The organism is Bradyrhizobium sp. CCGUVB14 (assembly GCF_024199935.1).
GTDB lineage: Bacteria > Pseudomonadota > Alphaproteobacteria > Rhizobiales > Xanthobacteraceae > Bradyrhizobium.
This window is the reverse complement of sequence record NZ_JANADS010000001.1, coordinates 9,667,496-9,693,471: the sequence shown is the minus strand read 5'-3', so window position 1 is coordinate 9,693,471 and position 25,976 is coordinate 9,667,496. Positions and strand designations below refer to the sequence as shown.

Here is a 25,976-nt window from a genome sequence, read left to right as displayed (position 1 = left end):
TGATCGCTCCGGATCCGCGGGATTGTCGATTTGAATACGGCGACTCCGCCGCGGTTGAATTCCCTGGTTTGGATGGGCGTGTCCCATCGACATTATTTTGAGATGGAGTTCCCTTGATGTTTGGTCGTAAGTCCCGCGGTAACGCCGATGCACAGCTTGCCGCTATCAGCCGCTCGCAGGCGATGATCGAATTCAAACTTGATGGGACGATCATCACGGCCAACAAGAATTTTCTCGATGCTCTCGGCTACCGGCTTGACGAAATCCAGGGCAAGCATCACTCCATGTTCGTGCCGGCCGACCAGCGCGACAACGCCGAGTACAAGGCGTTCTGGGCCGCGCTGAACCGTGGCGAGTATCAGGCGCGCGAGTTCAAGCGGATCGCGAAGGGCGGTCGCGAGGTCTGGATCGAAGCATCCTACAATCCGGTGCTCGACGGCGACGGCAAGGCGGTGATGGTCGCCAAGATTGCGACCGACATCACTGAGAAGAAAATCCGGAGCATGACGGACGCCTCGAAGATCGCCGCCAACAGCCGCGCCCAGGCCGTGATCGAGTTCAAGCTCGACGGCACCATCGTCACCGCCAACGAGAATTTCTGCAAGGCGCTCGGCTATTCGCTCGCCGAGATCGAGGGCAAGCATCACAGCCTGTTCGTGGAGCAGGCCGAACGCGACAGCGCGGCCTATCGCGAATTCTGGGCCAGGCTCAACCGCGGCGAATACCGGGCCGGCGAGTTCAAGCGCGTCGGCAAGGGTGGCCGCGAGGTCTGGATCCTCGCCTCCTACAATCCGCTGCTCGACGAGAACGGCAAGCCGTTCGGCGTCGTCAAATACGCAACCGACGTGACCGCGGAGAAGCTGAAGAACGCGGATCTCGCCGGTCAGATGTCGGCGATCGACAAGGCGCAGGCCGTGATCGAGTTCAACATGGACGGCACGATCATCACCGCGAACGCCAACTTCCTCGCTACGCTCGGCTATTCGCTGGCCGAGATCCAGGGCAAGCATCACAGCATGTTCGTCGAGCCCGGTGAGCGCGATGGCGCGGCCTATCGCGAGTTCTGGGCGGCGCTTGGCCGCGGCCAGTACCAGGCGGCCGAGTACAAGCGCATCGGCAAGGGCGGCCGGGAGGTCTACATCCAGGCTTCCTACAACCCGATCCTCGATCTCAACGGCAAGCCGTTCAAGGTCGTGAAATACGCCACCGACACCACGCGGCAGGTGCTGGTCCGCATGGGCAACGAGCGCGTCCGCGCCATGATGGAATCGGTCGCGGCAGGCTCCGAGGAGCTCAACGCCTCGGTGCGGGAGATCTCGGAGGCGATGACCAAATCGCGCGAGACCGCGATGAGCGCGGTGGATCAGGTCGCCTCCGCCGATGCGCAGGCGCAGCGCCTGACCGAGGCGGCGCAGGCGATGAGCGGCATCATCGAGATGATCAACAGCATCACGGGGCAGATCAATCTGCTTGCGCTCAACGCCACGATCGAATCGGCGCGCGCGGGTGAAGCCGGCCGCGGCTTTGCGGTGGTCGCCTCCGAAGTGAAGAGTCTCGCCAACCAGGCGCGACAGGCGACCGACAAGATCGGCCAGGAGATCGGCAGCCTCAACGGCATCTCCGGCGACGTCGTCAGTGCGCTCGGCTCGATCAAGCAGGCGATCAACAATGTCAGCGAATACGTGACATCGACTGCCGCCGCCGTCGAGGAGCAGAGCACGGTGACGAGCGAGATGTCGACCAGCATGCAGCGTGCTGCGGCGGAAGCCGCGGCGATCGCGGCGAGGGCGTAAGCCGAGCGCGCAGGAATCGTAGGGTGGGCAAAGGCGCGCTCTTCGCGCGTCGTGCCCACGTCTTTCCCTCGATCAACGCACAAGACGTGGGCGCGCTACGCTTTGCCCACCCTACGGCCCTAGGGCATCGTCACTGCTTCGGCAGCTTGGCCTTCAACGCATAGAGCGCATCGAGCGCCTCGCGCGGCGACATCTCGTCGGGGTGCAGCGCTTTCACCGCGTCCATCAGCAGTTCGGCCTCGGTCGGCGGCGCGGCTTCTGCGGCGGCGCGCGAGGGCACCGCGAACAGCGGGAGATCGTCGGCCAGCGCGCGGGCGGTCTGGCCGCGGTCCTGGGCTTCGAGTTTTGCCAGCACCGATTTGGCGCGATTGATCACGGCCGGCGGCAGGCCGGCGAGTTTGGCGACCTGGATGCCGTAGGAGCGGTCGGCCGAGCCCGGCAGCACCTCGTGCAGGAACACGACGTTGCCCTGCCACTCCTTCACCCGCACGGTCGCGTTGAACATGCGCGGCAGCTTTGCCGAGAGCGCGGTCAGCTCGTGGTAGTGCGTGGCAAACAGCGTGCGGCAGCGGTTGCTTTCGTGCAGATGCTCGATCGCGGCCCAGGCGATCGAGAGACCGTCGAAGGTCGCGGTGCCGCGGCCGATCTCGTCGAGGATCACCAGCGCGCGTTCGCCGGCCTGGTTGAGGATCGCAGCCGTTTCGACCATCTCCACCATGAAGGTGGAGCGGCCGCGGGCGAGATCGTCGGCGGCGCCGACGCGCGAGAACAGCCGGTCGATGATGCCGATCCGTGCCCGCGTGGCCGGCACGAAACTGCCGATCTGCGCCAGCAGCGCAATCAATGCGTTCTGGCGCAGGAAGGTCGACTTACCCGCCATGTTCGGACCGGTGAGCAGCCAGAGCTGGCCGGATTTTTGTGCCGGGCTTGGCGAGAGATCGCAGGCATTGGCGATGAACGGCTCGCCATTGCGCTTCAAGGCCTGCTCGACCACGGGATGGCGGCCGGACTCGATCGCAAAGCCGAGCGAGCCGTCGACCTCGGGCCGCACGTAGTTCTCGTCGACGGCGAGCTTGGCCAGCGACGTCGCAACGTCGAGCAGCGCAAAGCCTTGCGCCGCGGCGCGCAGATCGTCGCTGATCTCGAGCGCCTTGGCGCAGAGCCGTTCGAAGATTTCGAGCTCGAGTCCCAACGCGCGGTCGCCGGCATTGGCGATCTTGGCCTCGATCTCGCCGAGCTCCGACGTCGTGAAGCGCACCTGGCCCGCCAGCGTCTGGCGATGGATGAAGGTCGCGTTCAACGGCGCGGACATCAGCTTGTCGCCATGCTGCGCGGTGACCTCGACGAAATAGCCGAGCACGTTGTTGTGGCGGATCTTGAGGCCCTTGACGCCGGTGTCGTCGGCGTAGCGCGCCTGCATCGAGGCCACGACCAGGCGCGAGGCGTCGCGCAGGTTCCGGGCTTCGTCGAGCGCCGGCTCATAGCCGGCACGAACGAAGCCGCCGTCGCGCTTGATCAGCGGCAGTTGATCGTCCAGCGCGCTGGCGAATTCGGCCGCGAGCTCGCGCGAGGGACGCTTCAGCGCCGCCATCACCGCCGCAATTTCCTGTGGCGGCTGGTCGAGCTCGCCGAGCCGCGCCAGTACCTGGTCGGCGGCGATGATGCCATCACGGAGGCCCGCGAGGTCGCGCGGTCCGCCGCGGCCGACCGAGAGACGGGCGAGCGCACGCGACATGTCGGGCGCGCCGCGCAGAATGCTGCGGATGTCCTCGCGCGTGGCTGAATCCGCGACGAAGGCGCTGACGGCATCGAGCCGTCGCGCAATCGCCGGCGCGTCGGTCAAGGGCGCTGCGAGCCGTTGCGCCAGCAGGCGCGAACCGGCCGAGGTCACGGTGCAATCGATGGCATCGAGCAGCGAGCCGCGGCGTTCGCCCGCGAGCGTTCGCGTCAGCTCGAGATTGGCCCGGGTGGCGGGATCGATCGCCATGGTCGCGCCCGAGGCTTCGCGCGCGGGCGGTGACAGCGGCGGGTGCTTGCCGACCTGGGTGCGGTCGACATAGGTGACAGCGGCGGCAGCGGCCGTGGCCTCGAGCCGCGAGAGCTGCGCCAGCCCGTCCATGGTCGCGACGGCAAAGTAGTCGCAGAGGCGCTTTTCGGCGGTAGCGCCATCAAAGACGTCGCGGGTCACCGGCGTCACCGCCGGCAGCTCGCGCAAGGTTTGTCCGAGCTCGTTATCGCTATAAAGCGCGTCGGTGACGATCGCCTCGTTGGGATTGATGCGCGCCAGCGTCGCGGCGAGCTCACTGCCCGAAACTTCCGTGACCGTGAATTCGGCAGTCGAGATGTCGATCCAGGCGAGACCAAAGCGGTCGCCGCCGGCCGACGAGCGCGCCCGCGCGATCGCCAGCAGATAGTTGTTGGCGCGCGCATCGAGCAGTGTGTCCTCGGTCAGCGTGCCCGGCGTGACCAGCCGCACCACGCCACGGCGGACGACGCTCTTGTTGCCGCGCGCTTTGGCCGCGGCGGGATCCTCGGTCTGCTCGCAGACGGCGACCCGGTGGCCGGCGCTGATCAGGCGATGCAGATAATCCTCGGAGCGCTCGACCGGCACGCCGCACATCGGGATGTCGTTGCCCTGATGCTTGCCGCGCTTGGTCAAGACGATGCCGAGCGTCTTCGAGGCGATTTCCGCGTCCTCGAAGAACAGCTCGTAAAAATCGCCCATCCGGTAGAACAGCAGCAGGCCCTGATGCGCTGCCTTGATCTCCAGGTACTGTTCCATCATCGGCGTGACGCGCGCGACGGCTTCCGCCGGCTGCGCGGGCGTCTCATCGGGGGGCGGTACAGGGATGGGCTGTTGCATGGTCATGGGCGGCGCAACCTACAAAATTTCGCCTCGTGCTCCTATCGGTTTGGCCGGGCCGGGCGGGTTTTCCACGTTGTCCGCACCGCGGCATGCGCTGGCGGCGTGCGCACCCTTCGGAACACGCAAGAAACCGTCAATTGACCTGCCGCGGGCGCCCTCCTAAAACTCCGCCGACATTGAAGAATTTCCGCCGAACCGCGGCATTCAGGGAGAACAACGATGCGTGACGTCTTTATCTGCGATGCCGTGCGGACCCCGATCGGCCGTTTCGGCGGCTCGCTCGCCAAGGTGCGCGCCGACGATCTCGCCGCCGCCCCGATCAAGGCGCTGATGGCCAAGCACCCCAATCTCGACTGGGCGCAGGTGGACGAAGTCTTCTTTGGCTGCGCCAACCAGGCCGGCGAGGACAACCGCAACGTCGCGCGCATGGCGCTGCTGCTCGCGGGGCTCCCGGACTCGGTTCCCGGCCAGACCCTGAACCGGCTCTGCGCCTCCGGCCTCGATGCAGTCGGTGCTGCCGGCCGCGCCATCCGCTCCGGCGAGATCGAATTTGCGATCGCCGGCGGCGTCGAATCCATGACGCGCGCGCCGTTCGTGATGGGCAAGGCGCAGGAAGCCTTCTCGCGCTCGGCCGAGATCTTCGACACCACCATCGGCTGGCGCTTCATCAATCCGCTGCTCAAGGCACAGTATGGCGTCGATGCGATGCCGGAGACGGGCGAGAACGTCGCCGAGGAATTCCAGGTCTCCCGCGCAGACCAGGATGCCTTCGCGATCCGCTCGCAGCAGCGTGCGGGTAAGGCGATCGCAGCCGGCTATTTCGCGGAAGAAATCACCCCGATCACCATTCCCGGCGGCAAGGCCGGCCCGGTCACGATCGACAAGGACGAGCATCCGCGTCCCGAGACCACGCTCGAGGGCTTGGCAAAACTGAAGCCGATCGTGCGCAATCCCGGCACGGTGACGGCCGGCAATGCCTCCGGCGTCAATGACGGCGCAGCCGCGATGATCCTCGCCTCTGAGGCCGCCGTGAAGAAGCATGGCCTCACGCCGCGCGCCCGTATCCTCGGCCTCGCCTCGGCCGGCGTGCCGCCGCGGATCATGGGCATCGGCCCCGTGCCCGCGACCCGCAAGCTGATGGAACGTCTGGGCAAGAAGATCACTGATTTCGATCTGATCGAGCTCAATGAAGCCTTCGCCTCGCAGGGCATCGCCTGCATGCGCCAGCTCGGCGTTGCCGATGATGCCGATTTCGTCAATCCGCATGGCGGCGCCATCGCGCTCGGCCATCCCCTCGGCATGAGCGGCGCGCGCCTCGCGCTCACCGCCGTCCACGGCATGGAAAAGCGCGGCGGCAAGCTCGCACTCGCCACCATGTGCGTCGGCGTCGGCCAGGGCGTTGCCGTTGCGATCGAGAAGCTGAACTGACGGTCTATCCTCTCCCTCTCCCCGTTCTTGCGGGGAGAGGTGAAGAGCCGGCGGGCGGCTGGGAGACAAGCATGATCATCGAGCGCGAGCAGGATGTCACGGCCGCCGCACTTGAGGTGATGGAGCGGACGTCCGATCCGCGGATGCGGCAGATCATGGTCTCGCTGGTCAAGCATCTGCACGGCTTCGTCCGCGACGTGCGCCTGACCGAGAAGGAATTCCGCGACGCCACGGCCGTCATCGCCGAGCTCGGCAAGCTGACCACCGACACGCATAACGAGGTCGTGCTGATGGCGGGCTCGCTTGGCGTCTCGCCGCTGGTGTGCCTCCTCAACAACGGCGATCACGGCAATACCGAAACCGATCAATCGCTGCTCGGGCCGTTCTGGCGGCTGAACTCGCCACGGGTGGAGAATGGCGGATCGATCGTTCGGTCCGAAACGCCGGGCGCGCCGCTGTTCGTCAACGGCCGTGTCGTCGACAAGGACGGCCGCCCCGTCGCGGGCGCGGAGGTCGATGTCTGGCATGCCTCGCCGGTCGGGCTCTATGAGAACCAGGACCCTGAGCAGGCCGACATGAACCTGCGCGGCAAGTTCACGACCGATGCCGACGGGTGCTTTGCCTTTCGCTCGGTGATGATGATCGGCTATCCGATTCCGACCAATGGGGTCGTCGGCCGCCTGTTGGAAGCGCAGAGCCGGCACCCCTATCGCCCCGCGCATCTGCACGCCCTGATCTTCAAGCCGGGATTCAAGGTGCTGATCTCGCAGGTCTACGATCCCAATGACCCTCATATCGACAGCGACGTGCAGTTCGGCGTGACACAGGCGCTGATCGGCAAGTTCGTGCGCCACGAGACGCCGCATCCGATCGCACGTGACGTTTCGACGCCATGGTACTCGCTCGACCATACCTACCGGCTCGAGGCCGGGGAGGCCGTGCTGCCGCGTGCGCCGATCAAGTAAGGCTTGGTGACCGATGATGCCGGGGTTGCCGGAGGCGCTAAACCGGCTTCCCTAGATTAGTTATATTCTATAATGATTGGCAGAAGCGTTGACCGGCTGGACCAAAATGGCCGGGGAGGAGTTCGCCAATGACATTCATCTATCCCACCGACAGCAACAAGGCGCATCCGCTGCCGCTGTCGCCCGACTACAAGAGCTCGATCAAGCGCGCGCCGAACAAGCCCCTGATCCCGATGCGGCACACGCTGTCGGAACTGACCGGCCCGGTCTACGGTCACGAGACCGTGCGCGACGGCGACAACGACCTCACCACCCAACACAAGGGCGAGCCGCTCGGCGAACGCATCATCGTGCACGGCCATGTCCGTGACGAGGATGGCCGCGGCGTCCCGAACTCGCTGGTCGAGATCTGGCAGGCCAATGCCTGCGGCCGCTACGTCCATGTCCGCGACCAGCATCCGGCGCCGCTGGATCCGAATTTTACCGGCGCGGGCCGCACCCAGAGCGATGCGTCCGGCTATTACCGCTTCGTCACCATCAAGCCCGGCGCCTATCCGTGGGGCAATCACCACAATGCCTGGCGCCCCGCCCACATCCATCTCTCGGTGTTCGGCCATTCCTTCGTTACCCGCCTCGTGACGCAGATGTATTTCCCCGGCGACCCGCTGTTCCCGTTCGATCCGATCTTCAACTCGGTGCCGGACGAAAAGGCGCGAATGCGCATGGTCTCGTCGTTCGACCTGGAGAACACCAAGCCCGAATGGGCGCTGTGCTATCGCTTCGACATCGTGCTGCGCGGCGAGAACGCCACCCCCATGGAGACCAAGTAACGTGCAGGATTCTGTGAAGCCCGATGGGATCACGCCGTCGCAGACGGTCGGCCCGTTCTTCAAATACGGCATGACGCCGACCGGCGAATATGCCTGGAACGACGCCTTCACCAATTCGACGCTGACGCCTGACGTCACCGGCGATCGCGTCCGCATCGAGGGCCGGGTGTTCGACGGCGACGGTGCCATCGTGCCGGACGCCATGCTGGAGATCTGGCAGGCGGATGCGCAGGGCCGCTTCGCCGATCCGCAGGACAAGCGCGCATTGCCGAATGCGAGTTTCCGCGGCTTCGCCCGCTGCGGCACCGACAAGGACGGCAATTATTCGTTCGACACAGTCAAGCCGGGTGCGGTGCCGGATCCCGACGGCAAGCCGCAGGCGCCGCACATCGTTCTGGCGGTGTTCGCGCGCGGCATGCTGCGGCATCTTTATACCCGCATCTATTTCAGCGACGAGGCCGGCAACGCCGCCGATCTCGTGCTCGGATTGGTGCCGGCGGAGCGGCGCGCCACGCTGATCGCGGTGCGCGAGGCCGGCAAAGCGGTCTACAAGCTCGACCTGCGCCTGCAGGGCGACAACGAGACGGTGTTCTTCGACGTGTGACGTCTTGCCGTCTTCCTGTGAAGGAGGCTGTCGCGCGCTAGCGCTTCCCGGTGTGATCATGCAGTATGGCTGCGGCACCGGGGGGCGCGATTCATGACATCCTCACAACTGCCGGCGGTCGCTGAACCCGGTTACCTCACGGCCGCGCTGCGCAAGGCCGGCGCGCTGGATGCCGGGGCCGTGCGCGAGGTGAAGGTGCTGCACGAGCGCGACACGGTCGTGTCGCACATCACCCGGCTCGGCCTGCGCTATGTCGGGGAATCCGGCGGCTCGCCGCAGACGCTGATCCTCAAGACGCCGCATGCCGACTTTGCCAAGACGCTCGCCAACGGCGGCCGGCAAGAGCTGGACTTCTATACGATGCTGGCACCGCGCATGCCGCGGGGGTTGGTGCCGCGCTGCTTCGACGGACGTTTCGACGAGGGCACCCTCAACTGGCATCTCCTGCTTGAAGATCTCACCGATAGTCATGAGCTTGCGACCGTGCCGACGCTGCCGCCGTCGCGAGATCAGTCCACGGCCATCGTCACGACGTTGGCGGGCATGCATGCGGCGTGGTGGAATCATGCCGACCTCGGCGAGACCGTCGGCACCTGGGCAAGCGCCGAGGATAGCGCGGCGCATTTGGAGACTTTCGCCGGTCACTACGATCGCTTCGCCGATGAGCTCGGCGATCGCCTGAGTGAGGAACGACGCATTCTCTATCGCCGGCTCATCGAACAGTCGGCCCGGCTGTCGCAGCGCTACCATTCGCGGCGGCACATCAGCATTGTCCATGGCGACGCACATACCTGGAATTTCCTGCTGCCGCGCGCGGGCGTCGCCGACACCGTGCGCATCTTCGATTTCGATCTGTGGGGCATCAATGTGCCTACCAACGACCTTGCCTACATGATGGCGATCCAATGGTATCCGGATCGCAGGCAGGCGCTCGAGCGGGCGCTGCTGAATCGCTACCACGAGACGCTGCTCGCACATGGCGTGACCGGCTACACACGCGGCGCGCTCGACCAGGATTATCGCTGGTCGGTGCTCTGGCACATCACCAAGCCGGTCTGGCAATGGGCGATCAACATCCCGCCAGGGATCTGGTGGAACAATCTGGAGCGGGTGATGATGGCGGTCGAGGATTTGGGGTGCGAGGAGTTGTTGTAGGGGCTGTTGGAGCACGACGGCAGTTCAACAACTCCGGTGTCGTCCCGGCGAAGGCCGGAACGACAGGGGAGACTGCGGCTCGACCGCGTCCTACTCCATCACCGCGTGTTCCGGCGCCGCCTGCTTGCGCAGCGTGGCCTTGGTCGAGCCGATCATCAGCGCCAGCGGGATGGTGCAGAGGATGAAGAACATCACGAGCTGATAGTCGTGCGCGAACGCGATGATCTGCGACTGCACGCTGACCATGCGGTCGGCCATGGCGCGGCCAGCATCGGTGGAAAGGTTGATCATGCCGCGCACGTCGGGCATCTGGAGCGCGTGGTTGAACGGATTGATGTGCTCCGACAGGATCGCGTAGGTCTTGCGGGTGCCCTGCGTCAGCTGGGCGATCACGATGGAGATGCCGACCGAGCTTGCGACGTTGCGCAAGAGTGTCAGCATCGAGGTGCCGTCGGTGCGCAGATGGTTCGGCAGCGTCAGAAACGACACCGTCGAGAGCGGCACGAAGACCAGGCCGAAGCCAAAGCCCTGGATCACGCTGACGATGACGATCTCCGGCACCTGGGTCTGGTCGGTCCAGCCGGTCATCTGGAACAGCGAGGCCGCCGTCAGCGACAGGCCGCAGATGATCAGCGTGCGGGCCTCGATGTAGCGCATGATACGGCCGACCATCATCATGGCAAAGAAGGTGCCGAAGCCGCGGCTCGCGAGCAGGCCGCCGGCGGTCATGATGGGATAGCCGATGACGTTTTGTAAGTAGGGCGAGGCCAGCGCCATGGTCGAGTACAGCACGAGGCCCATCACTGTCATAAAGATGCAGCCGGTGAGGAAGTTGCGATCCTTGAACAGCGCGAACTGGATGAAGGGCCGCGACGTCGTGAACGAGTGCGCGAAGAAGTAATAGAAAGCAATGCCCGAGATCACGAACTCGGTCACGATCTCGACCGACTCGAACCAGTCGAGCTGCTCGCCGCGATCGAGCGCAAGTTGAAGTGCACCGATCCCGATCGCCAGTGCGCCAAAGCCGAACCAGTCGAACTTCAGGCTGAGATTCTTGTCGGTCTCGTCCATGAAGACGGCGAGCCCGAGCACGGTGATCGCGCCGAACGGCAGGTTGACGAAGAACACCCAGTGCCAGGAATAGCTCTCGGTCAGCCAGGCCCCCAGCGACGGGCCCATGATCGGCCCCATCATCACGCCCATGCCCCAGATCGACATGGCGGTCGCGCGTTCCTGCAGCGTGTAATAGTCGAGCATCACCGCCTGCGACAGCGGCACCAGCGCCGCGCCGAACACGCCCTGCAGCAGGCGGAACAGCACCATCTGGTTGATGTCCTGAGCTAGTCCGCACAGCACCGAGGCCAGCGTGAAGCCGGCCGAACAGATGATGAAGATGCGCTTGCGGCCGTAGCGGTTGGCGATCCAGCCCACCGGCGCCGTCATGATGGCCGCGGCGACGATGTAGGAGGTCAGCACCCAGTTGATCTGGTCCTGCGACGCCGACAGCGTGCCCTGCATGTAGGGCAGCGCGACGTTGGCGATCGTGGTGTCCAGCGCCTGCATGATGGTCGCCGTCATGGCGCAGATCGTCACCATGTTCCGGCGCAGGCCGGGGACCATCAGGCTGGCATTGGACATCGACTTAGTCCTTGTCCTGATTTGCCGTGGCTGACAGGCCGAGCAGGCCGGCGAGCGAGCGCTGGTGGCCGGTGTCGATGGTGGCATAGACGCTCATGCCGGCCTTCAGCTTCTTCACGTATTTGTCGCTCTCGTCGAAATAGATCCGGATCGGCACGCGCTGCACCACCTTGACGAAGTTACCGGTGGCGTTCTGCGGCGGCAGGATCGCGAACTGCGCGCCGGTGCCGGGGGAGAGCGAACCGATCTTGCCCTTGAAGACGTGGTTCGGGAATGCGTCGACCTCGAGGGTCACCGGCTGTCCTTCGGTGACGAACGTCAGGTCGCTCTCCTTCGGATTGGCGTCGACCCAGGGATGGGCGATGTCGATGACGGAGAACACAGCCGTGCCGGCGGCGACGTAGCGGCCGAGCTGGATCTGCTCGACCTGGGTCGCCACGCCATCCATCGATGCGCGCACCACGGTATGATCGAGATTGCGCTCGGCATTGTCGAGCTTGGACTTGGCGGAAACGTAAGGCGGGAATTTATCGAGCGGCAGGTCGGTGTCGCCGAGCAGCTGGGTCTTGGCGGTCGAGATCTGCTGCTTGACGTATTGCGCGATCGAACCCGACGTGACCAGCGCGTTCGAGGCGTTGTCGAGATCGAGCTGCGAGCCGTAGCTGTTCTTCACCAGCGCCTGCTTGCGCTCGACGTCGCGCTGCTTCAGGTCGACGCCCTGCTGGGCGAGGTTGAGCATGTCGCCGTAGATCTTGATGTTGGCGCGCAAATTGTCATAAGTCGTCTGCGCCTGCATCAGCTGCGCCTTGGCCTCGTCCACCGCGAGGCGGAACGGGACGGGATCAATCTCGAACAGCACGTCACCCTGCTTGACGAGCTGGCCTTCCTTGACGACGACCTTCTCGATCTTGCCGGAGATGTCCGGCGTCACCAGCACCTTCTGCGCGCCGACATAGGCATCGTCGGTGCCGACATAGCGGCCGCCATGGAGATAGAAGGTCAGGCCGGCGATGACGGCGACGATCGGCAGCACCACCATCAGCAGGAAGCGGCGATAGCGGCGCAGGCCGGCGACGAAGCGGCGGCGCGGGTCGGTACCGGCCTTCTTGGTCGGCTTGCCGCTGTCGATCTTCTGCTCGGGCTGGAATTTGAGAACCTGATCAGCCATAGCGCTGCTCCTTACGCGCTTGTTCCGCACCAGACGTCTGGATCGCGGTACGCACGTTTTCCTTGATGGTTTCGAGTTGTGTGAGAAGGCGGTGGGCGTCCGCCGGGCTGATGCCGTCGAGCGCGTTCGCCGTGAGTTCCGACTTCAGGCCGCTCATCCTGCCCAGCAGAGCGCGGCCGGCCTTCTTCAGATAAAGGCGCTTGACGCGGCGGTCCGAGGCGTCGCTGCGGCGTTCGATCCAGTCGCTGTCGCAGAGCTTGTCGATCAGCCGCGTCAGCGTGATCGGCTGCATCTCCAGCAGCTCGGCGAGTTCCGACTGTTTCATGCCTTCGCTGCGCTCGACCTTGGCCAGCACCGCCCATTGCGCGCGGGTGATGCCGAAGCGCGAGGCCTCCTTGTCGGCATAGACGCGCAAGAGGCGGTAGAGCTCGCCGAGCGTGAACAGGAAATTCTGGTCGACAGACCCGCGGGTCATGAGCTTGGTCTCCAATAAGCTAGGATATAATAAGCAAGCTTATGATTATTTCATGGCGGAAGAACGCGATGCTGTCCCGCAGCAAAAGCATGGCTGATCGCCGCCGCGTCCGTCCTGCTTTGGGTTCCCCGGCCGAAATGCTAGAAGGCTGGCTGGATGACCCTCGCAAAGCCGGCATTTCCGACGCCCGACCATGATCACGGCCGCTGCACCGCGGACGCGCTGGCGCATGCGGAAGCGGTCTGCGAGCAGCGGGCGCAGAAATTCACGCCGATCCGGCGCCAGGTGCTGGGCGCGCTGCTCTCCAGCCATCGTCCGCTTGGAGCCTATGAGGTGATCGACGAACTCGCCAAGTCGATGGCGCGACCGGCGCCGATCACGGTCTACCGTGCGCTCGATTTTTTGATGGCGAACGGCCTCGTGCACCGCATCGAAAGTCGCAACGCCTATCTCGCCTGCGCCGCCCACGACCATGACGCGACCTCGGCGGTCGCGTTCCTGATCTGTGAGCGCTGCGGTCTGGTCGGCGAGATCCCGTCAGGCTCCTTTGCCAAGGAACTCAACGCCGCGGCGCGCGCCTCGGGCTTCGCACCAAAGCTGTCCGTGGTGGAGATCACGGGTGTCTGCACCCATTGTCAGAAAACCTCTTGAAGCAACAACGGCGCAAAGCCGGACCCCGGGAAGAAATGTCCTCACCTCAAGCCATATCGTCCGCGGCGCGCCCCCTCAGCGCCAGCGCCATCGCGCTGATGCTGATGCTGTGCCTGACCTGGGCCTTCAATCAGATCGCGATCAAGCTGGTGCTGCCGGATGTCCCACCGATGCTGCAGGCGATGATCCGCTCGATGGGCGCGCTGCCGGTGCTGTTCATCATCGGCAGCTTGCGCGGCGTCAAATTCTTCGAGCGTGACGGCACGTGGAAGCCCGGCCTGATCGCCGGGCTGATGTTCGGTATCGAGTTCGTGCTGATTTTCCAGGGCCTTCGCCTCACTTCCGCCTCCCGCGCGGTGGTGTTTCTCTACACCGCGCCGTTCTTCGTCGCGCTCGGCTCCTATCAGGTGCTTGGCGAGCGCCTGGGCAGCACGCAATGGCTGGGGCTGGCGATCAGCTTTGCCGGGGTGGCGCTTGCGATCGGCGTGCCGCAGGCCAATGTCGACTCACAGGTTCTGCTCGGCGATCTCATGGTTGTTGGCGGCGCTTCACTTTGGGCTGCGACCACGCTGGTCGCCAAGGGGACACGGCTGCGCTTCGCCGCCCCTGAAAAGGCGCTCGGCTATCAGGTCGCGACCTCGATCCCGATCCTGGGGACGGCTGCGCTGCTGTCGGGCGAATCCATCACCCACACCCCGTCGCCGCTGTCGTTCGCCTTGATGGCCTTCCAGGCCATCTGGGTGGTTGGAACCACGTTCACGCTTTGGTTCGCGCTGGTGAAGGCCTATTCGGCCAGCAAATTGTCGGCTTTTACCTTCATCACCCCTTTGTTTGGCGTGGTGGGTAGCTATTTCATCATGCACGATCACCTGAGCCTGGCGTTCGGGGCGGCAGCCGTCCTTGTAATTGCTGGGCTTTTTCTGGTTAACCGTCCGAGCCAAACGGCGGCGGCGCCAGCTGATGCATTGCTGAACGTCACCAAAACCTGATATTTGGACCCCATGAACAAGCTCGAAAACCCCCTCGATTCCGACATCGCAGGCCCGGCGCCGCGTCACCGGACCACCCAGGTCAAGGTTGGCAACGTCGCCGTCGGCGGCGGCGCGCCGATCGTCGTGCAGTCGATGACCAACACCGACACTGCCGACATCGACGGCACCATCGCCCAGGTCGCAGCGCTCGCGCGCGCCGGCTCCGAAATGGTCCGCATCACCGTGGACCGCGAGGAAGCCGCTGCCGCCGTTCCGCACATCCGTGACGGCCTGGCCAAGCGTGGCATCACCACGCCCTTGATCGGCGACTTCCACTACATCGGCCACAAGCTGCTCGCGGCCTATCCGGCCTGCGCCGAAGCACTGGCCAAGTACCGCATCAATCCCGGCAATGTCGGCTTCAAGGACAAGCGCGATACCCAGTTCGCCGACATCATCGAGATCGCGAACAAGAACGGCAAGCCGGTCCGCATCGGCGCCAATTGGGGCTCGCTCGACCAGGAACTGCTGACCAAGCTGATGGACGAGAACGCCGCGTCCGCCAATCCGCGCGACGTGCGCGCGGTGACGCGCGAGGCGATGGTGCAGTCGGCGCTGCTTTCGGCCGCGCGTGCCGAAGAGCTCGGCATGCCCAAGGATCGCATCATCCTCTCCGCCAAGGTCTCGGCGGTGCAGGATCTGATCGCGGTCTATCAGGATCTCGCCAGCCGTTCCGACTACGCCATCCATCTCGGCCTGACCGAGGCCGGCATGGGCTCGAAGGGTATCGTGGCGTCCTCGGCCGCGCTCGGCATCCTCTTGCAGCAGGGTATCGGCGACACCATCCGCATCTCGCTGACGCCGGAGCCCGGTGGTGACCGCACCCGTGAGGTGCAGGTCGGCCAGGAGCTGCTGCAGACCATGGGCTTCCGCACCTTCGTGCCGCTGGTTGCAGCGTGCCCCGGTTGCGGCCGCACCACCTCGACCACGTTCCAGGAGCTGGCCAGCTCGATCCAGGAATTCATCCGCGACGAGATGCCGGGCTGGAAGAGCAAATATCCGGGCGTGGAAGAGCTCAACGTCGCGGTGATGGGCTGCATCGTCAACGGCCCCGGCGAATCCAAGCACGCCAATATCGGCATCTCGCTGCCGGGCACCGGCGAAGCGCCGGCCGCGCCCGTCTTCGTCGATGGCAAGAAGTTCCGCACGCTGCGCGGTCCGACGATCTCCGCCGACTTCAAGGCGCTCGTGATCGACTACATCGACCAGAAGTATGGCCAGGGCGCCAAGGTGCCGGTATCGGCGGCGGAGTAATCGTCTCCGACATATCGGAATCGTAGGGCGGATTAGCGCAAGCGTAATCCGCCTTATTTTTTGCGGGACGAAGTGGCGGGTTACGCTTCGCTAACCCGCCCTACATTGCTACCATGCTCCCAATCAGAACGATCGGGAGAACCGCCATGAGCTCGCTATCCGGCAAGCAAGGCCCGCGCTACCGCCATGCGGCTGAAGACGGTGCTCCTTACGAGACCATCGCGGTCGAAAAGCTCACCCCGATCATCGGTGCGGAAATCTCCGGCGTCGATATCGGCGCGCTGGTCGAGGGCGACGCCCGCTCCAACCGGCAGATGGACGAGATCCACCGCGCGCTCGCCGAAAACCTCGTGATCTTCTTCCGCGACCAGGAGATCACGCCGAAGCAGCATCTCGCTTTCGGCCGCAAGTTCGGCGAGCTGCATTTTCATCCCGCCGCACCGCATGAGGATGAAGACCCCGCGCTGATGAAGATCTATGCCGACAAGAATTCGCCGCGCGCCAACGGCGAGGGCTGGCGTTCCGACGTCTCCTGCGATCTCGAACCGCCGATGGGCTCGATCCTCTACATCAAGCAGTGTCCGCCGCGCGGCGGCGACACGCTGTTCGCCAACATGTACGCGGCCTATGAAGCCCTGTCCGATCGCATGAAAGCCTATCTCGACGGCCTGACCGCGCTGCATGACGGCGAGCCGATCTATCGCGGGCTCTACGCCAATTACGGCGTCGCTGATCGTCCGTCCTATCCGAATGCCGAGCATCCGGTGGTGCGCACCCATCCGGTGACGGGCAAGAAGGCGCTCTACGTCAACCGCGGCTTCACCCGCCACATCAACGGCATCCCGCGCGACGAGAGCGAAGCGATGCTCGCCTATCTCTATCAGCATGTCGAAAATCCGCTGTTCCAGTGCCGCTTCCGCTGGACCGAGAACGCTATCGCCTTCTGGGACAACCGCTGCACCCAACACCGCGCAATGTGGGACTACTGGCCGCATACGCGCTCGGGCACGCGCGTGACGGTGAAGGGGGAACGGCCGGTGTGAAAATATCGTGGCGCATCACCGCCGCTATTGCTGTTTCGCTGATCTCGCTTTTGGCTTTGCCAACTGATCAGGGCAAGGCGGCCGGGGCGCGGAAGGCCGGAAGAGCCAAAATCAAGCCGCCGGCGCCCGAGCCATGCGAGCCGCGCAAATTCAGGATCATCCTCGATGTCGGGCACACCTCGGAATCGCAGGGCGCGACCAGTGCGCGCAACGATGTGGAGTTCGGCTTCAACCTGCATTTGACGCGGCTGATCGGAGAGCGCTTGAAGTCGGCGGGCTTTGCCGCGACCCGCGTGCTGGTGACCGACGGCAAGGCGCGGCCAAGCCTGCTCAAGCGTGTCGGCACTGCGAGCGCCGCGCATGCCGATTTTTTCCTGTCGATCCACCATGATTCCGTGCCGGACAAGATGCTCGAGCCATGGGAGTTCGAAGGCGCCAGGAGTTATTTCAGCGATCGCTTCAGCGGCCATTCGCTGTTCGTGTCCGAGCGCAATCCGCGTTTTGCCGCCAGCCTCGCCTTCGCCCGGTTGCTGGGCCGGGAGTTGAAGGAGAAGGGTCTGCAATACGCGACCCAATACAGCCTGCCGGTGATGGGGCGTTACCGGCATCCATTGCTCGACAAGGATGTCGGCGTCTACCGCTATGACGGGCTCGTCGTGCTCTCGCAGACCCGAAGTGCCGCGGTGCTGCTGGAAGCCGGCTCCATCATCAATCGCGACGAGGAGATGGCAATGAGCTCGCCGGAGCGGCAGGAGCTGATCGCGACGGCCGTCGTGACGGCAATGCGGGCGTATTGCGAAAGACGGTAATTTGCTTCGTCGCTTCGCTCCTCGCAATGACAAGAATCTACAGCGGCGCGCCCTGGTACTCCCGGTTTGCAAGGCTCGCCTCTTCCAGATCCAGATCGCGTTCGATCCTCCGTCGCGTCTCGTCGGTGATCTGGCCGTCGCGGAGCAGGTCGTGGATGAACTTGCGTTCGGCGGCGATCAGCTCGCGGGTCAGTGCGGTGCCCGCGGCGGAGACGTCGTGGCGGGCGGGATCGAGTGAGTCAGGAAGCTGGTTGACCCGGATCTCGTGGCGCGCGCGCAGCAGCCGCATCACTTCATCCGAGACCTCTTTCTCTTCGGTCAACGCATCCAGCGACTTCAGTGCGGCGTCGAGCGCCTGGCGCCGTGCCGCGATCTCGGCCTCGTGCTCGGCGACATGCTCGTTGCGGCCGGCTTCCGCGATTCCGAGCCAGCGGACCACCGGCGGCAGCGTCAGGCCGACGCCGATCAGGGTGATGAAGATGACGCCGAAGGCCACGAACAGGATCAAATCGCGATACGGGAAGGCATTGCCATCAGGCAGCGTGAATGGCAGCGCCAGTGCGGCGGCCAGCGAGACGGCGCCGCGCACGCCGGTGAAGGCGAGCGCGAACGGCCATTGCCAGGGCGGCGACGGATCGCGTTTGCGCAGCGACTTGCTGAGTATCCGCGGCAGATAGGTCGCGGGGTAGAGCCAGGCGAAGCGCGCCAGAACGATGATGGTCATGACCAATGCGGTCGCGATCATGATGTCGTCGAGCGGGAACGCTTTTGACTTTTCATAGAGCGCCCGCATCTGGAAGCCCGTGAGCAGGAACAGCAGACCTTCGATCAGATAGATGATCAGGTCCCAGAAGAAGATGCCTTGCAGGCGCGTCGACGCTGAAATCAGCAACGGCCCGTTCCAGCTCACATAAAGGCCGCAGGCGACGGTGGCGATCACGCCGGAGCCCCCGACATGTTCGGGCAGCCAGTAGGACACGTAGGGCGTGATCAACGACAGCGTCAGCTCGACCCGCGGCTCGCAGGACCATTTGCGGAAGCGCAGCGAAAGCCAGCCGACGCCGATGCCGAAGGCGATCTCGCCGGCGACGATGAGGGAAAATTCGCCGGCCGCCAGCGGCAGCGAGAAATGCCCGACCATGATCGCGGCGAGCGCGAAGCGGTACAGGATCAGCGCGGTGGCGTCGTTGGCCAGCCCTTCGCCCTCGAGGATGACCAGGAGCCGGCGCGGCATGTTCAGCCGGCGCGCGATCGCGAGCGGCGCCACCACGTCGGGCGGTGCGACGATGGCGCCCAGCAGGAAGCCGACGCTCCAGGGCAGGCCGATCACGTAGTGCGTCGCAGCCGCAACAAGCGCCGCGGTGAAGATGACCGCGCCGACCGCGAGCAGCACAATGGGGCGCAGATTGTTCCTGAACTCGCGCCAGCTCATTGCGACGCTCGCCGAGTAGATCAGCGGCGGCAGCACCATCAGCAGCACCAGTTCCGGCGGCAGTTCCACCGGCGGCATGCCCGGCACGAAAGCGAGGCCGACGCCGGAGAGCATCAGCAAAATGGCAGGCGCCAGGTTGAAGCGGCGGGCAACGAGCGCGGTGCCCGCCAGGACCGTGAGCAGGATGAGAAAGGTCTGGAATTTCGCTGCGATCATGGCCTGTCTTGGCCCGGAAGCGGCCAAGAGGTCAATGCGAAGCGGCCTACGCCAGTCGTTCGGCCACCATGCGCCCGATGCGGGTGAACACGGCTTCGATCTGTGTGGGGTTCGGCGTGCCGCCCTGGGTATAGGCCGCGATCAGGATCGGCGTATCCGGCTTGGGCCAGGCGACCGCGATATCGCCCGACGCGTCCTTGCCGTTGTTGCCGGTCTTGTCGGCGATCTTCCAGCTGGCCGGCAGGCCACCGCGCAGCCGGTTCGCACCGGTCTTGCAGCCCACCATCCAGTCGGTGAGCTGGGCCCGTGAAGCCGGCGACAGCGCTTCGCCCGTGACGAGCCGCTTGAGATTGCCGGCCATCGCCGCCGGCGTCGTGGTGTCATGGGGATCGCCGGGCGGTGAGCGGTTGAGCTCGGGCTCGTTGTGGTCGAGCCGCGAGGTGGTGTCGCCGATCGACCGCCAGAACGCCGTGAGCGCGGCGGGGCCGCCGATCCGTGCGAGCAGCAGATTGGCGCAGGTGTTATCGCTGAGCTCGACGATCGCCTTGCACATGTCCGCGACCGACATCGTGCCGGCCGACAGGTTTTGCTTTGCAACCGGTGCGTACTCCAGCAGGTCGGCCTTGCCATAAGGGACCATCGCGGCGAGCTTCTCCTCGCCGCGTTCGACCCGTGCCAGCACGCAAGCCGCGAGCGAAGCCTTGAATGTCGAGCACATCACGAAGCGCTCGTCGGCCCGCCAGGTGAGCTTTGCGCCGGTGGCGAGATTCTCCGCGTAGACCCCGATCCGCCCACCGCTTTCGCGCTCGTAGGATTCGAGTTCAGGCGGCGCGTCCGCAGCGAGAGCCGGAGAGGCGGCCATCCAGCACAGCGAGGCGAGCAGGGAACGACGGTCGAGCAGCATGGGGGGACTTTCGGGAAGAGCAGGAGGGGGAGAGAGAAGCAGAGGACGCGCTATCCGCGCCGTCATTGCGAGCGCAGCGAAGCAATCCAGAATCTTTTCAGCGGAATGACTCTGGATTGCTTCGTCGCAAGAGCTCCTCGCAATGACGTGTGGCGAGAGTTGGGCTCGCAATGACGGCGGATTTGAGAGGAGGGCCGAGGACCACGAGAATCCGTCTGCTAAGGCCCCTCACTCCTTCAGGTCATACCGATACGATTTCGACACGATTTGCCAGCCGTCGGCGAGCTTCATGGCCACCAGATAATCCGTGAAGAAGCGTGGCGGCAGCTGGCATTTGACCTTGATGAAGGCGGTCTTGTCGTCCGAGCGGTCGATGGTGACGATGAAATCCTCGCGCGGTTTGCCCTCCGCCTTGGCAGAGGCGCGTTTGCGCACGCGGTCGAGCCAGTCGGGCACGGTGAGCACCTGCAGTTCGCCCTTTTCGACCCAGCGCAGATCGGCGGACGGATGGAAGATGGCGCCGAGCTTTTCGGCGTCGCCCTCGTAGAGCCCGTCGAAATAGGATTGCACGACGGCTTCGACGCTCGAACGATTCTGGCTCATGGGTCATCCCTTTGAATGATGGCGCGCCGCGAACTTAGTGGTACGCATCGAATTGCGCTATGGGTGTCCTCCGCAATTTGTGCGAGGGCACCGTCATGACCGGATCAGAAAAATCGAACGCTCGCATCCTTGTCGGCGAATGTTATTGCCGCGCTGTCCGCTACGAGGTGGCGGACGCGTTTTCCTATGCGCTGAACTGCCACTGCTCGAACTGCCGCCGGACCACCGGTTCCGCCTTCAAGCCGTTCGCCGGCGTCGAATACAGTCAGCTCCGCCTCGTTGCGGGCGAGGATCAGCGGATGATTTACGGGGACGATACCACTCATGACGCGCACTGCGCCCGCTGCGGGTCGCTGCTCTATTCCCGGGTCCGTGAAGGAAAATGGGCCCATGTCGCCATGGGAACCCTGGTCGATGCCCCCTCGATCCGCCCCAGCGCCCATATTTTCGTGGGCTCCAAGGCGCCGTGGCACGAGATCACGGACGACCTGCCGCAATACCGGGGGCACATCGGGGATGGCTAGGGAACGCCGGCCCGCGCGCATTTCGGCGGCGAACCGTCAACCGCCTGGTGCGACTAATAAAAGAGGTTCCTCGGCTGGTCGCCGCCGCGGTCTTCGTGACCTCCATCACAAGCGCGGGCGCTGGATTTTGCTAAGGCTGTCCCTGAGGGTGTGAACTGCCCCGAATTCCTGGAAGTCGTGTCATGCGCAATTTTTTCAGACTTTGCCCGTTTCTCCTCGCCATCGCGCTGATGTTCGGCGCCGGGCCCGCCTTCGCCGGAAAGCGCGTCGCGCTGGTGCTCGCCAACTCGGCCTATCAGCACGCGCCCTCGCTCGCCAATCCCGTCAATGACGGTTCGGTGATGGCGAAGACGCTGAAGGATGCCGGCTTCGATGTCGTCGATTCGCGCCACGATCTGACCGCGCTCGACACGCGGCGCGTGCTGCGCGACTTCGCTGATTCAACCCGCGATGCCGACATCGCCGTCGTCTACTATGCCGGCCACGGCATCGAGGTCGAAGGCTCCAACTATCTGATTCCGGTCGATGCCAAGCTCGAGCGCGACACCGATGTCTATGACGAGGCGCTTTCGCTCGATCGCGTTCTGGTCGCAGTCGAGCCGGCGAAGCAGCTTCGCCTGGTGATCCTCGATGCCTGCCGGGACAATCCGTTCGGCAGGACCATGAAGCGCACGCTCGCCTCCCGCGGCATCGGCCGTGGTCTGGCCCAGGTCGAGCCGACCAGCTCCAATACGCTGATCGCCTATTCTGCCAAGGCCGGCTTCACGGCGCAGGATGGCGACGGCGCCAACAGCCCGTTCACGATCGCGCTGTCGAAGCATCTGACGACGCCGGGCCTCGACATTCGCCGCGCCTTCGGTTTCGTGCGCGACGACGTGCTCAAATCGACCGGCAACAAGCAGGAGCCGTTCGTTTACGGTTCGCTCGGCGGCGAAGACGTGCCGCTGGTGCCGGTGAAAGCCGCGCCCGTGGCCGCGGTCGCGCCCGTCGTGAATCCGCAGGCCGATATGCGCCGCGACTACGAGCTCGCGCTCCAGGTCGGCAACAAGCCGGCGTGGGAGGCCTTCCTGGCCCAGCACCCGGACGGCTTCTATGCGAACCTTGCCAAGCTTCAGCTCGACAAGATCCAGGCCGAGCAGGCTCATGCGGCAGCGATCGAGAAGGCGAAGCAGGCCGACGCCGAACGCGACCGTCTCGCCGCCCTCGGGGCCCAGAAAGATGCCCAGGCCAAGGCTGTTGCCGACGCGAAGGCCGCCGAGCAGGCCCAGCTTGCCGCGCAGAAGGCCAAGGAGCAGGCACAGCAGCAGGCTGCGGCCGCCGAGCAGCAGCGCGTCAATCTCGCCGCCACGGCACCGAGCGCTGCGCCGGCCAGCACGGCGAGCCCTGCCGGCACCAATGTCGCCGCGCTGACGCCGACTGCCACGCCGGCCGATCTCAGTCGCTCGGTGCAGACCGAGCTTGGCCGCGTCGGCTGTTTCTCCGGTCAGGCTGACGGCAATTGGAGCACGTCCTCGCAGCGGTCGCTGTCGCAGTTCAACCGCTATGCCGGCACCAAGCTCGACGTGAAGGTCGCAAGCACGGATGCGCTCGACACGGTGAAGTCAAAGCAGTCGCGCGTCTGCCCGCTGGTTTGCGATCACGGCTTCAAGGCCGACGGTGACAAGTGCACCAAGATCGTCTGCGGCGACGGCTATGCGCTGAACGACGACAATGAATGCGAGAAGCAGCGTGCCGGCAAGCCGGCCAAGCCTGCAACGGCCAAGCGAGACGACGGCGACGATCGTCCCGCGCGGCAGCGTCGTCAGTCCGGTGGCGCGGCCGCTGGAGCGGCAGGCGGCATCGCTGCAGCCGGCGCGGGTCGCGCCTCGGGCGGCGGGGGGCAGATTTTTTGCAACGACCTGCTCTGCCGTCCGGTCAAGCCCGGCTGCCACCTCGTGTATCGCGGTGGCGGCGGCCCTCACGTTGATGCCAATGCCGAGGTCTGCAACTGAGAGCGCTGCTCCCCCTGACATCGTTCCGGCGAAGCCGGGACAATGTCGCGGGGATCACGTCGCAATCGCGCTCGCCGCGATGTTCACCGTCAACGCCAGCAGCGCCGTATTGTAGATGAAGGACACGATGCCATGCGCCGTAGCGGTGCGGCGGATGGTCTTGTCGGTGATGCCGACGTCGGAGACCTGCGCGGTCATGCCGATCACGAACGAGAAGTAGACGAAGTCCCAATAGTCGGCGTGATCTTCCTTGTCGCCGCTCGGAAACTGCAATCCGCCCGGCGGATGGCGGTAATAATCATGGGCGTAGTGCAACGCGAAGGTGGTGTGCACGGCGGCCCAGGACAGCGCGATGGTCGCGATGGCGATCGTCAGCTCCGCGGCGCCACGGTGCGGCGTGCCGAGCTCGGAGACGATCGCGGCAATGCTGGCGAATGCGCCGATCGCCGTCACCAGCAGGATCACGAAGCGGCCGTCGTCCTGCATCGCGGCGCTACGGCGGATGTGCTGATGGTCGTTGCACAACATCATGCTGTAGACCAGCACGAGATAGACCGCGATCAGCGCATCCCAGCCGAACAGCAGCCGCGTTACCAGCCGGTTCGAACCGGGGACGAGCAGGCAGACGAGGATGCCGACGCCGAGCGAGATGAAGGTCCGCGGCCGCGCGTAGATCAGCCGCATGGGCCGCGACATCTGGCGGAAGCGGACGAGGACGGGGTCTTCTTTGCCCTCGGCCGCCATCGATACGCGTCAGTTCTTGCGTTCGGCGACGAAGCGCGCTGCGGCCTGCAGCACGGCGGCGCGATCGCCGAAGATCGAGACCGCGCTGTCGGCGCGGGCGAGCAGATCCCGCACGCGCTGCTTGGCGCCTTCGATGCCGAGCTGGGTGACGAAAGTGGTCTTGCCGAGCGCGGCATCGGCGCCGGCCGGCTTGCCGAGCGCTGCCGCATCGCCCTCGACGTCGAGCAGATCGTCGGCGATCTGGAAGGCTTCACCGAGCGCACGGCCGTAATCGTCGAGCGCCTGGTATTCTTTCTGCGAGGCCTGGCCGAGAATCGCGCCGGCGATGCAGCCATAGCGCAGCAGCGCGCCGGTCTTCATCTGCTGAATACGGGCGACATCGATCGGCTCGTTGCCGCCAAAACGGCCTTCGCCGGCGAGATCGAGGATCTGGCCGCCGACCATGCCGCCGATGCCGGCGCAGCGCGCCAGCGCGCGCGTCAACAGCAACCGCACATTGGCGTCGCGATGGATCTCGTCGCGGGTGACGATGTCGAAGGCGATCGTCAGAAGGCCGTCGCCGGCGAGGATCGCGGTGGCGTCGTCGGTGTGCTTGTGCAGGGTGGGGCGGCCACGGCGCAGGTCCGAATTGTCCATTGCCGGCAGATCGTCATGGATCAGCGAATAGCAGTGGATACATTCGAGCGCGGCACCCACGAGCAGCGCCGCTTCGCGGGGAACGCCGAACACGGCCGCGCTCTCGACCACCAGGAACGGCCGTAGGCGCTTGCCGCCATTCAGGCTCGAATAGCGCATTGCGTCCATCAGTCGCTTGGGACGGGCGATCTCATCGTGCAGGATGTCGTCCGACAGGAGGCGCCCGAGCAGGGCTTCGGTGTCATCAGCGGTCTTGTCCAGGCGTTTGGCGAAATCGGACGGGGACGTGCCGGTCATCAAGAAAGGCTCCAGAACTAAAATTCGGCGGGACAATCCTTTATGAGCCGGCCCCAGTCAATCGTTTGGAAGGCCTAAAAAGTGCTGGAAAAGGCCCGAATTATCACAGACTTAATGGCGGGATTCGCGGCCAGGTTTCAATTTGCGCCGGAAAGGTCGATTTGCGCGTCGTCAAAATCCTGCTGGTGATGGTCGTGGTCGCGATGCTGGCGCCCTATGTGATCGCGCCATTCTACCGCGCCGGCCATCCGGTTTCGACGCTGATGGCCTGGCGCTCGCTGACGGGCGCGCCGATGCATCGGGAATGGATCGATCTGGCGGCGATGTCGCCATATGTGCCTCGCTCGGTCGTGGCGGCCGAGGACGCCCATTTCTGCAAGCACCACGGCATCGACTGGGGCGCGCTGCGCGAGGCCATCGACGACGCCAAGGAGGACGGGACGCCGTTCCGCGGTGCCTCCACCATCACCCAGCAGGTCGCGAAAAACCTGTTCCTCTGGCAGGGACGCGATTTCGTCCGCAAGGCGCTGGAATTCCCGCTGGCGCTCTGGATCGATTTCGTGCTGCCCAAGCCGCGGATCCTGGAAATTTACCTCAACATCGCCGAGCTCGGCCCGCAGGGCCAGTTTGGCGCGGAGGCGGGCAGCGCCTACGCCTTCGGCAAGTCGGCTGCCAACCTCTCGCCCCGGGAAGCGGCCCTTTTGGCCTCGATCCTGCCGAATCCGGTCAAACGCAGCGCCAGGACCCCGGGACCGGGCGTCCGGCGGCTGGCCGGGACCTATGTGGCGAGGGCACAGGCCTCCTCGCTTTTGACCTGCTGGCGGGAAAATCGCTGATTTCGGGCCTTTTTCGGGCGCATTTTCCGTCCCAGAACCCTAGATTTACGGCCAGCCTTCCTCTATAAGCCCGGCCTTGATCG

Annotated in this window: 23 protein-coding genes; 14 read left to right on the top strand and 9 right to left on the bottom strand. The window is 64.9% G+C overall.

The window, feature by feature from the left end; all coding sequences use genetic code 11:
* The first annotated feature begins 116 nt into the window (after window positions 1–116).
* A complete protein-coding gene (locus NLM32_RS45325; RefSeq protein WP_254135107.1) occupies window positions 117–1,793 on the top strand; it encodes a PAS domain-containing methyl-accepting chemotaxis protein in 1,677 nt (558 codons plus the stop codon).
* A gap of 130 nt (window positions 1,794–1,923) precedes the next feature.
* On the opposite strand, the gene mutS is transcribed toward NLM32_RS45325, so the two are convergent.
* Entirely contained in the window at window positions 1,924–4,662 is a 2,739-nt protein-coding gene (mutS, locus tag NLM32_RS45320; protein ID WP_254135106.1) for a DNA mismatch repair protein MutS, read from the bottom strand.
* A 216-nt stretch (window positions 4,663–4,878) separates the two neighbouring features.
* On the opposite strand from mutS, the gene pcaF reads away from it, so the two are divergent.
* The 5 genes from pcaF to NLM32_RS45295 all read left to right on the top strand — a co-directional run bounded on the left by pcaF (window position 4,879) and on the right by NLM32_RS45295 (window position 9,641).
* A complete protein-coding gene (gene pcaF / locus NLM32_RS45315; protein ID WP_254135105.1) occupies window positions 4,879–6,087 on the top strand; it encodes a 3-oxoadipyl-CoA thiolase in 1,209 nt (402 codons plus the stop codon).
* A gap of 71 nt (window positions 6,088–6,158) precedes the next feature.
* Window positions 6,159–7,052 carry a dioxygenase gene (locus NLM32_RS45310; RefSeq protein ID WP_254135104.1) on the top strand — a complete coding sequence of 298 codons (894 nt, stop codon included), beginning with the start codon at window positions 6,159–6,161 and terminating at the stop codon, window positions 7,050–7,052.
* A 128-nt stretch (window positions 7,053–7,180) separates the two neighbouring features.
* The gene (gene pcaH, locus NLM32_RS45305) at window positions 7,181–7,882 is read left to right on the top strand and encodes a protocatechuate 3,4-dioxygenase subunit beta (protein WP_254135103.1); all 702 of its coding nucleotides are present in this window, start codon (window positions 7,181–7,183) and stop codon (window positions 7,880–7,882) included.
* 1 nt (window position 7,883) lies between these two features.
* Entirely contained in the window at window positions 7,884–8,486 is a 603-nt protein-coding gene (pcaG, locus tag NLM32_RS45300; RefSeq protein WP_254135102.1) for a protocatechuate 3,4-dioxygenase subunit alpha, read from the top strand.
* 93 nt (window positions 8,487–8,579) lie between these two features.
* On the top strand, window positions 8,580–9,641 hold the full coding sequence (locus NLM32_RS45295; RefSeq protein WP_254135101.1) for an ecdysteroid 22-kinase family protein: 1,062 nt from the start codon (window positions 8,580–8,582) through the stop codon (window positions 9,639–9,641).
* Window positions 9,642–9,731: 90 nt separating this feature from the next.
* On the opposite strand, the gene NLM32_RS45290 is transcribed toward NLM32_RS45295, so the two are convergent.
* Genes NLM32_RS45290 through NLM32_RS45280 form a run of 3 tightly spaced genes read right to left on the bottom strand, consistent with a single transcriptional unit; the run spans window position 9,732 to window position 12,922 of the window.
* Window positions 9,732–11,279 carry an MDR family MFS transporter gene (locus NLM32_RS45290; protein ID WP_254135100.1) on the bottom strand — a complete coding sequence of 516 codons (1,548 nt, stop codon included), beginning with the start codon at window positions 11,277–11,279 and terminating at the stop codon, window positions 9,732–9,734.
* A gap of 4 nt (window positions 11,280–11,283) precedes the next feature.
* The gene (locus NLM32_RS45285) at window positions 11,284–12,447 is read right to left on the bottom strand and encodes an HlyD family secretion protein (protein WP_254135099.1); all 1,164 of its coding nucleotides are present in this window, start codon (window positions 12,445–12,447) and stop codon (window positions 11,284–11,286) included.
* A complete protein-coding gene (locus NLM32_RS45280; RefSeq protein ID WP_212303293.1) occupies window positions 12,440–12,922 on the bottom strand; it encodes a MarR family winged helix-turn-helix transcriptional regulator in 483 nt (160 codons plus the stop codon). Before NLM32_RS45280 ends, NLM32_RS45285 begins: the two co-directional genes overlap by 8 nt.
* A gap of 156 nt (window positions 12,923–13,078) precedes the next feature.
* Here NLM32_RS45280 and NLM32_RS45275 point away from each other — a divergent pair, with 156 nt between their 5' ends.
* From NLM32_RS45275 to NLM32_RS45255, 5 genes are all read left to right on the top strand, one after another.
* A complete protein-coding gene (locus NLM32_RS45275; protein ID WP_254135098.1) occupies window positions 13,079–13,573 on the top strand; it encodes a Fur family transcriptional regulator in 495 nt (164 codons plus the stop codon).
* Window positions 13,574–13,608: 35 nt separating this feature from the next.
* Window positions 13,609–14,562 (top strand): DMT family transporter, encoded by a 954-nt coding sequence (locus NLM32_RS45270; protein ID WP_254135567.1) that lies wholly within the window; start codon window positions 13,609–13,611, stop codon window positions 14,560–14,562.
* Window positions 14,563–14,574: 12 nt separating this feature from the next.
* Window positions 14,575–15,858 (top strand): flavodoxin-dependent (E)-4-hydroxy-3-methylbut-2-enyl-diphosphate synthase, encoded by a 1,284-nt coding sequence (gene ispG, locus NLM32_RS45265; protein WP_254135097.1) that lies wholly within the window; start codon window positions 14,575–14,577, stop codon window positions 15,856–15,858.
* 146 nt (window positions 15,859–16,004) lie between these two features.
* On the top strand, window positions 16,005–16,901 hold the full coding sequence (locus tag NLM32_RS45260; RefSeq protein WP_254135096.1) for a TauD/TfdA family dioxygenase: 897 nt from the start codon (window positions 16,005–16,007) through the stop codon (window positions 16,899–16,901).
* Window positions 16,898–17,710, top strand: coding sequence for an N-acetylmuramoyl-L-alanine amidase (locus NLM32_RS45255; RefSeq protein WP_254135095.1), 813 nt, complete (start codon window positions 16,898–16,900; stop codon window positions 17,708–17,710). Before NLM32_RS45260 ends, NLM32_RS45255 begins: the two co-directional genes overlap by 4 nt.
* Before the next feature lie 37 nt (window positions 17,711–17,747).
* On the opposite strand, the gene NLM32_RS45250 is transcribed toward NLM32_RS45255, so the two are convergent.
* From NLM32_RS45250 to NLM32_RS45240, 3 genes are all read right to left on the bottom strand, one after another.
* Complete coding sequence (locus NLM32_RS45250) at window positions 17,748–19,358, bottom strand: Na+/H+ antiporter (RefSeq protein ID WP_254135094.1); 1,611 nt, start codon at window positions 19,356–19,358, stop codon at window positions 17,748–17,750.
* 46 nt (window positions 19,359–19,404) lie between these two features.
* Entirely contained in the window at window positions 19,405–20,262 is an 858-nt protein-coding gene (bla, locus tag NLM32_RS45245) for a class A beta-lactamase (protein WP_254135093.1), read from the bottom strand.
* A 228-nt stretch (window positions 20,263–20,490) separates the two neighbouring features.
* Window positions 20,491–20,865 carry a nuclear transport factor 2 family protein gene (locus NLM32_RS45240; protein WP_254135092.1) on the bottom strand — a complete coding sequence of 125 codons (375 nt, stop codon included), beginning with the start codon at window positions 20,863–20,865 and terminating at the stop codon, window positions 20,491–20,493.
* A gap of 95 nt (window positions 20,866–20,960) precedes the next feature.
* On the opposite strand from NLM32_RS45240, the gene NLM32_RS45235 reads away from it, so the two are divergent.
* Window positions 20,961–21,389, top strand: a complete 429-nt coding sequence (locus NLM32_RS45235; RefSeq protein WP_254135091.1) for a GFA family protein — start codon at window positions 20,961–20,963, stop codon at window positions 21,387–21,389.
* A gap of 182 nt (window positions 21,390–21,571) precedes the next feature.
* The gene (locus NLM32_RS45230) at window positions 21,572–23,380 is read left to right on the top strand and encodes a caspase family protein (RefSeq protein ID WP_254135090.1); all 1,809 of its coding nucleotides are present in this window, start codon (window positions 21,572–21,574) and stop codon (window positions 23,378–23,380) included.
* Window positions 23,381–23,434: 54 nt separating this feature from the next.
* Here NLM32_RS45230 and NLM32_RS45225 read toward each other — a convergent pair whose 3' ends face one another.
* Window positions 23,435–24,124, bottom strand: a complete 690-nt coding sequence (locus tag NLM32_RS45225; protein WP_254135089.1) for a DUF1345 domain-containing protein — start codon at window positions 24,122–24,124, stop codon at window positions 23,435–23,437.
* A 9-nt stretch (window positions 24,125–24,133) separates the two neighbouring features.
* Window positions 24,134–25,057, bottom strand: a complete 924-nt coding sequence (locus NLM32_RS45220) for a polyprenyl synthetase family protein (protein ID WP_254135088.1) — start codon at window positions 25,055–25,057, stop codon at window positions 24,134–24,136.
* Window positions 25,058–25,218: 161 nt separating this feature from the next.
* On the opposite strand from NLM32_RS45220, the gene mtgA reads away from it, so the two are divergent.
* Complete coding sequence (mtgA, locus tag NLM32_RS45215) at window positions 25,219–25,893, top strand: monofunctional biosynthetic peptidoglycan transglycosylase (protein WP_254135087.1); 675 nt, start codon at window positions 25,219–25,221, stop codon at window positions 25,891–25,893.
* Window positions 25,894–25,976: the final 83 nt, after the last annotated feature.

Coding starts and splice junctions, on each gene's coding strand:
- mutS (WP_254135106.1), bottom strand. CDS start 4,662: ATGACCATGCAACAGCCCATCCCTGTACCGCCCCCCGATGAGACGCCC.
- bla (WP_254135093.1), bottom strand. CDS start 20,262: ATGCTGCTCGACCGTCGTTCCCTGCTCGCCTCGCTGTGCTGGATGGCC.
- NLM32_RS45290 (WP_254135100.1), bottom strand. CDS start 11,279: ATGTCCAATGCCAGCCTGATGGTCCCCGGCCTGCGCCGGAACATGGTG.
- pcaF (WP_254135105.1), top strand. CDS start 4,879: ATGCGTGACGTCTTTATCTGCGATGCCGTGCGGACCCCGATCGGCCGT.
- NLM32_RS45275 (WP_254135098.1), top strand. CDS start 13,079: ATGACCCTCGCAAAGCCGGCATTTCCGACGCCCGACCATGATCACGGC.
- NLM32_RS45260 (WP_254135096.1), top strand. CDS start 16,005: ATGAGCTCGCTATCCGGCAAGCAAGGCCCGCGCTACCGCCATGCGGCT.
- NLM32_RS45310 (WP_254135104.1), top strand. CDS start 6,159: ATGATCATCGAGCGCGAGCAGGATGTCACGGCCGCCGCACTTGAGGTG.
- ispG (WP_254135097.1), top strand. CDS start 14,575: ATGAACAAGCTCGAAAACCCCCTCGATTCCGACATCGCAGGCCCGGCG.
- NLM32_RS45220 (WP_254135088.1), bottom strand. CDS start 25,057: ATGACCGGCACGTCCCCGTCCGATTTCGCCAAACGCCTGGACAAGACC.
- pcaH (WP_254135103.1), top strand. CDS start 7,181: ATGACATTCATCTATCCCACCGACAGCAACAAGGCGCATCCGCTGCCG.
- NLM32_RS45285 (WP_254135099.1), bottom strand. CDS start 12,447: ATGGCTGATCAGGTTCTCAAATTCCAGCCCGAGCAGAAGATCGACAGC.
- NLM32_RS45250 (WP_254135094.1), bottom strand. CDS start 19,358: ATGATCGCAGCGAAATTCCAGACCTTTCTCATCCTGCTCACGGTCCTG.
- NLM32_RS45325 (WP_254135107.1), top strand. CDS start 117: ATGTTTGGTCGTAAGTCCCGCGGTAACGCCGATGCACAGCTTGCCGCT.
- NLM32_RS45280 (WP_212303293.1), bottom strand. CDS start 12,922: ATGACCCGCGGGTCTGTCGACCAGAATTTCCTGTTCACGCTCGGCGAG.
- NLM32_RS45240 (WP_254135092.1), bottom strand. CDS start 20,865: ATGAGCCAGAATCGTTCGAGCGTCGAAGCCGTCGTGCAATCCTATTTC.
- NLM32_RS45230 (WP_254135090.1), top strand. CDS start 21,572: ATGCGCAATTTTTTCAGACTTTGCCCGTTTCTCCTCGCCATCGCGCTG.
- NLM32_RS45295 (WP_254135101.1), top strand. CDS start 8,580: ATGACATCCTCACAACTGCCGGCGGTCGCTGAACCCGGTTACCTCACG.
- NLM32_RS45270 (WP_254135567.1), top strand. CDS start 13,609: ATGTCCTCACCTCAAGCCATATCGTCCGCGGCGCGCCCCCTCAGCGCC.
- NLM32_RS45225 (WP_254135089.1), bottom strand. CDS start 24,124: ATGGCGGCCGAGGGCAAAGAAGACCCCGTCCTCGTCCGCTTCCGCCAG.
- NLM32_RS45235 (WP_254135091.1), top strand. CDS start 20,961: ATGACCGGATCAGAAAAATCGAACGCTCGCATCCTTGTCGGCGAATGT.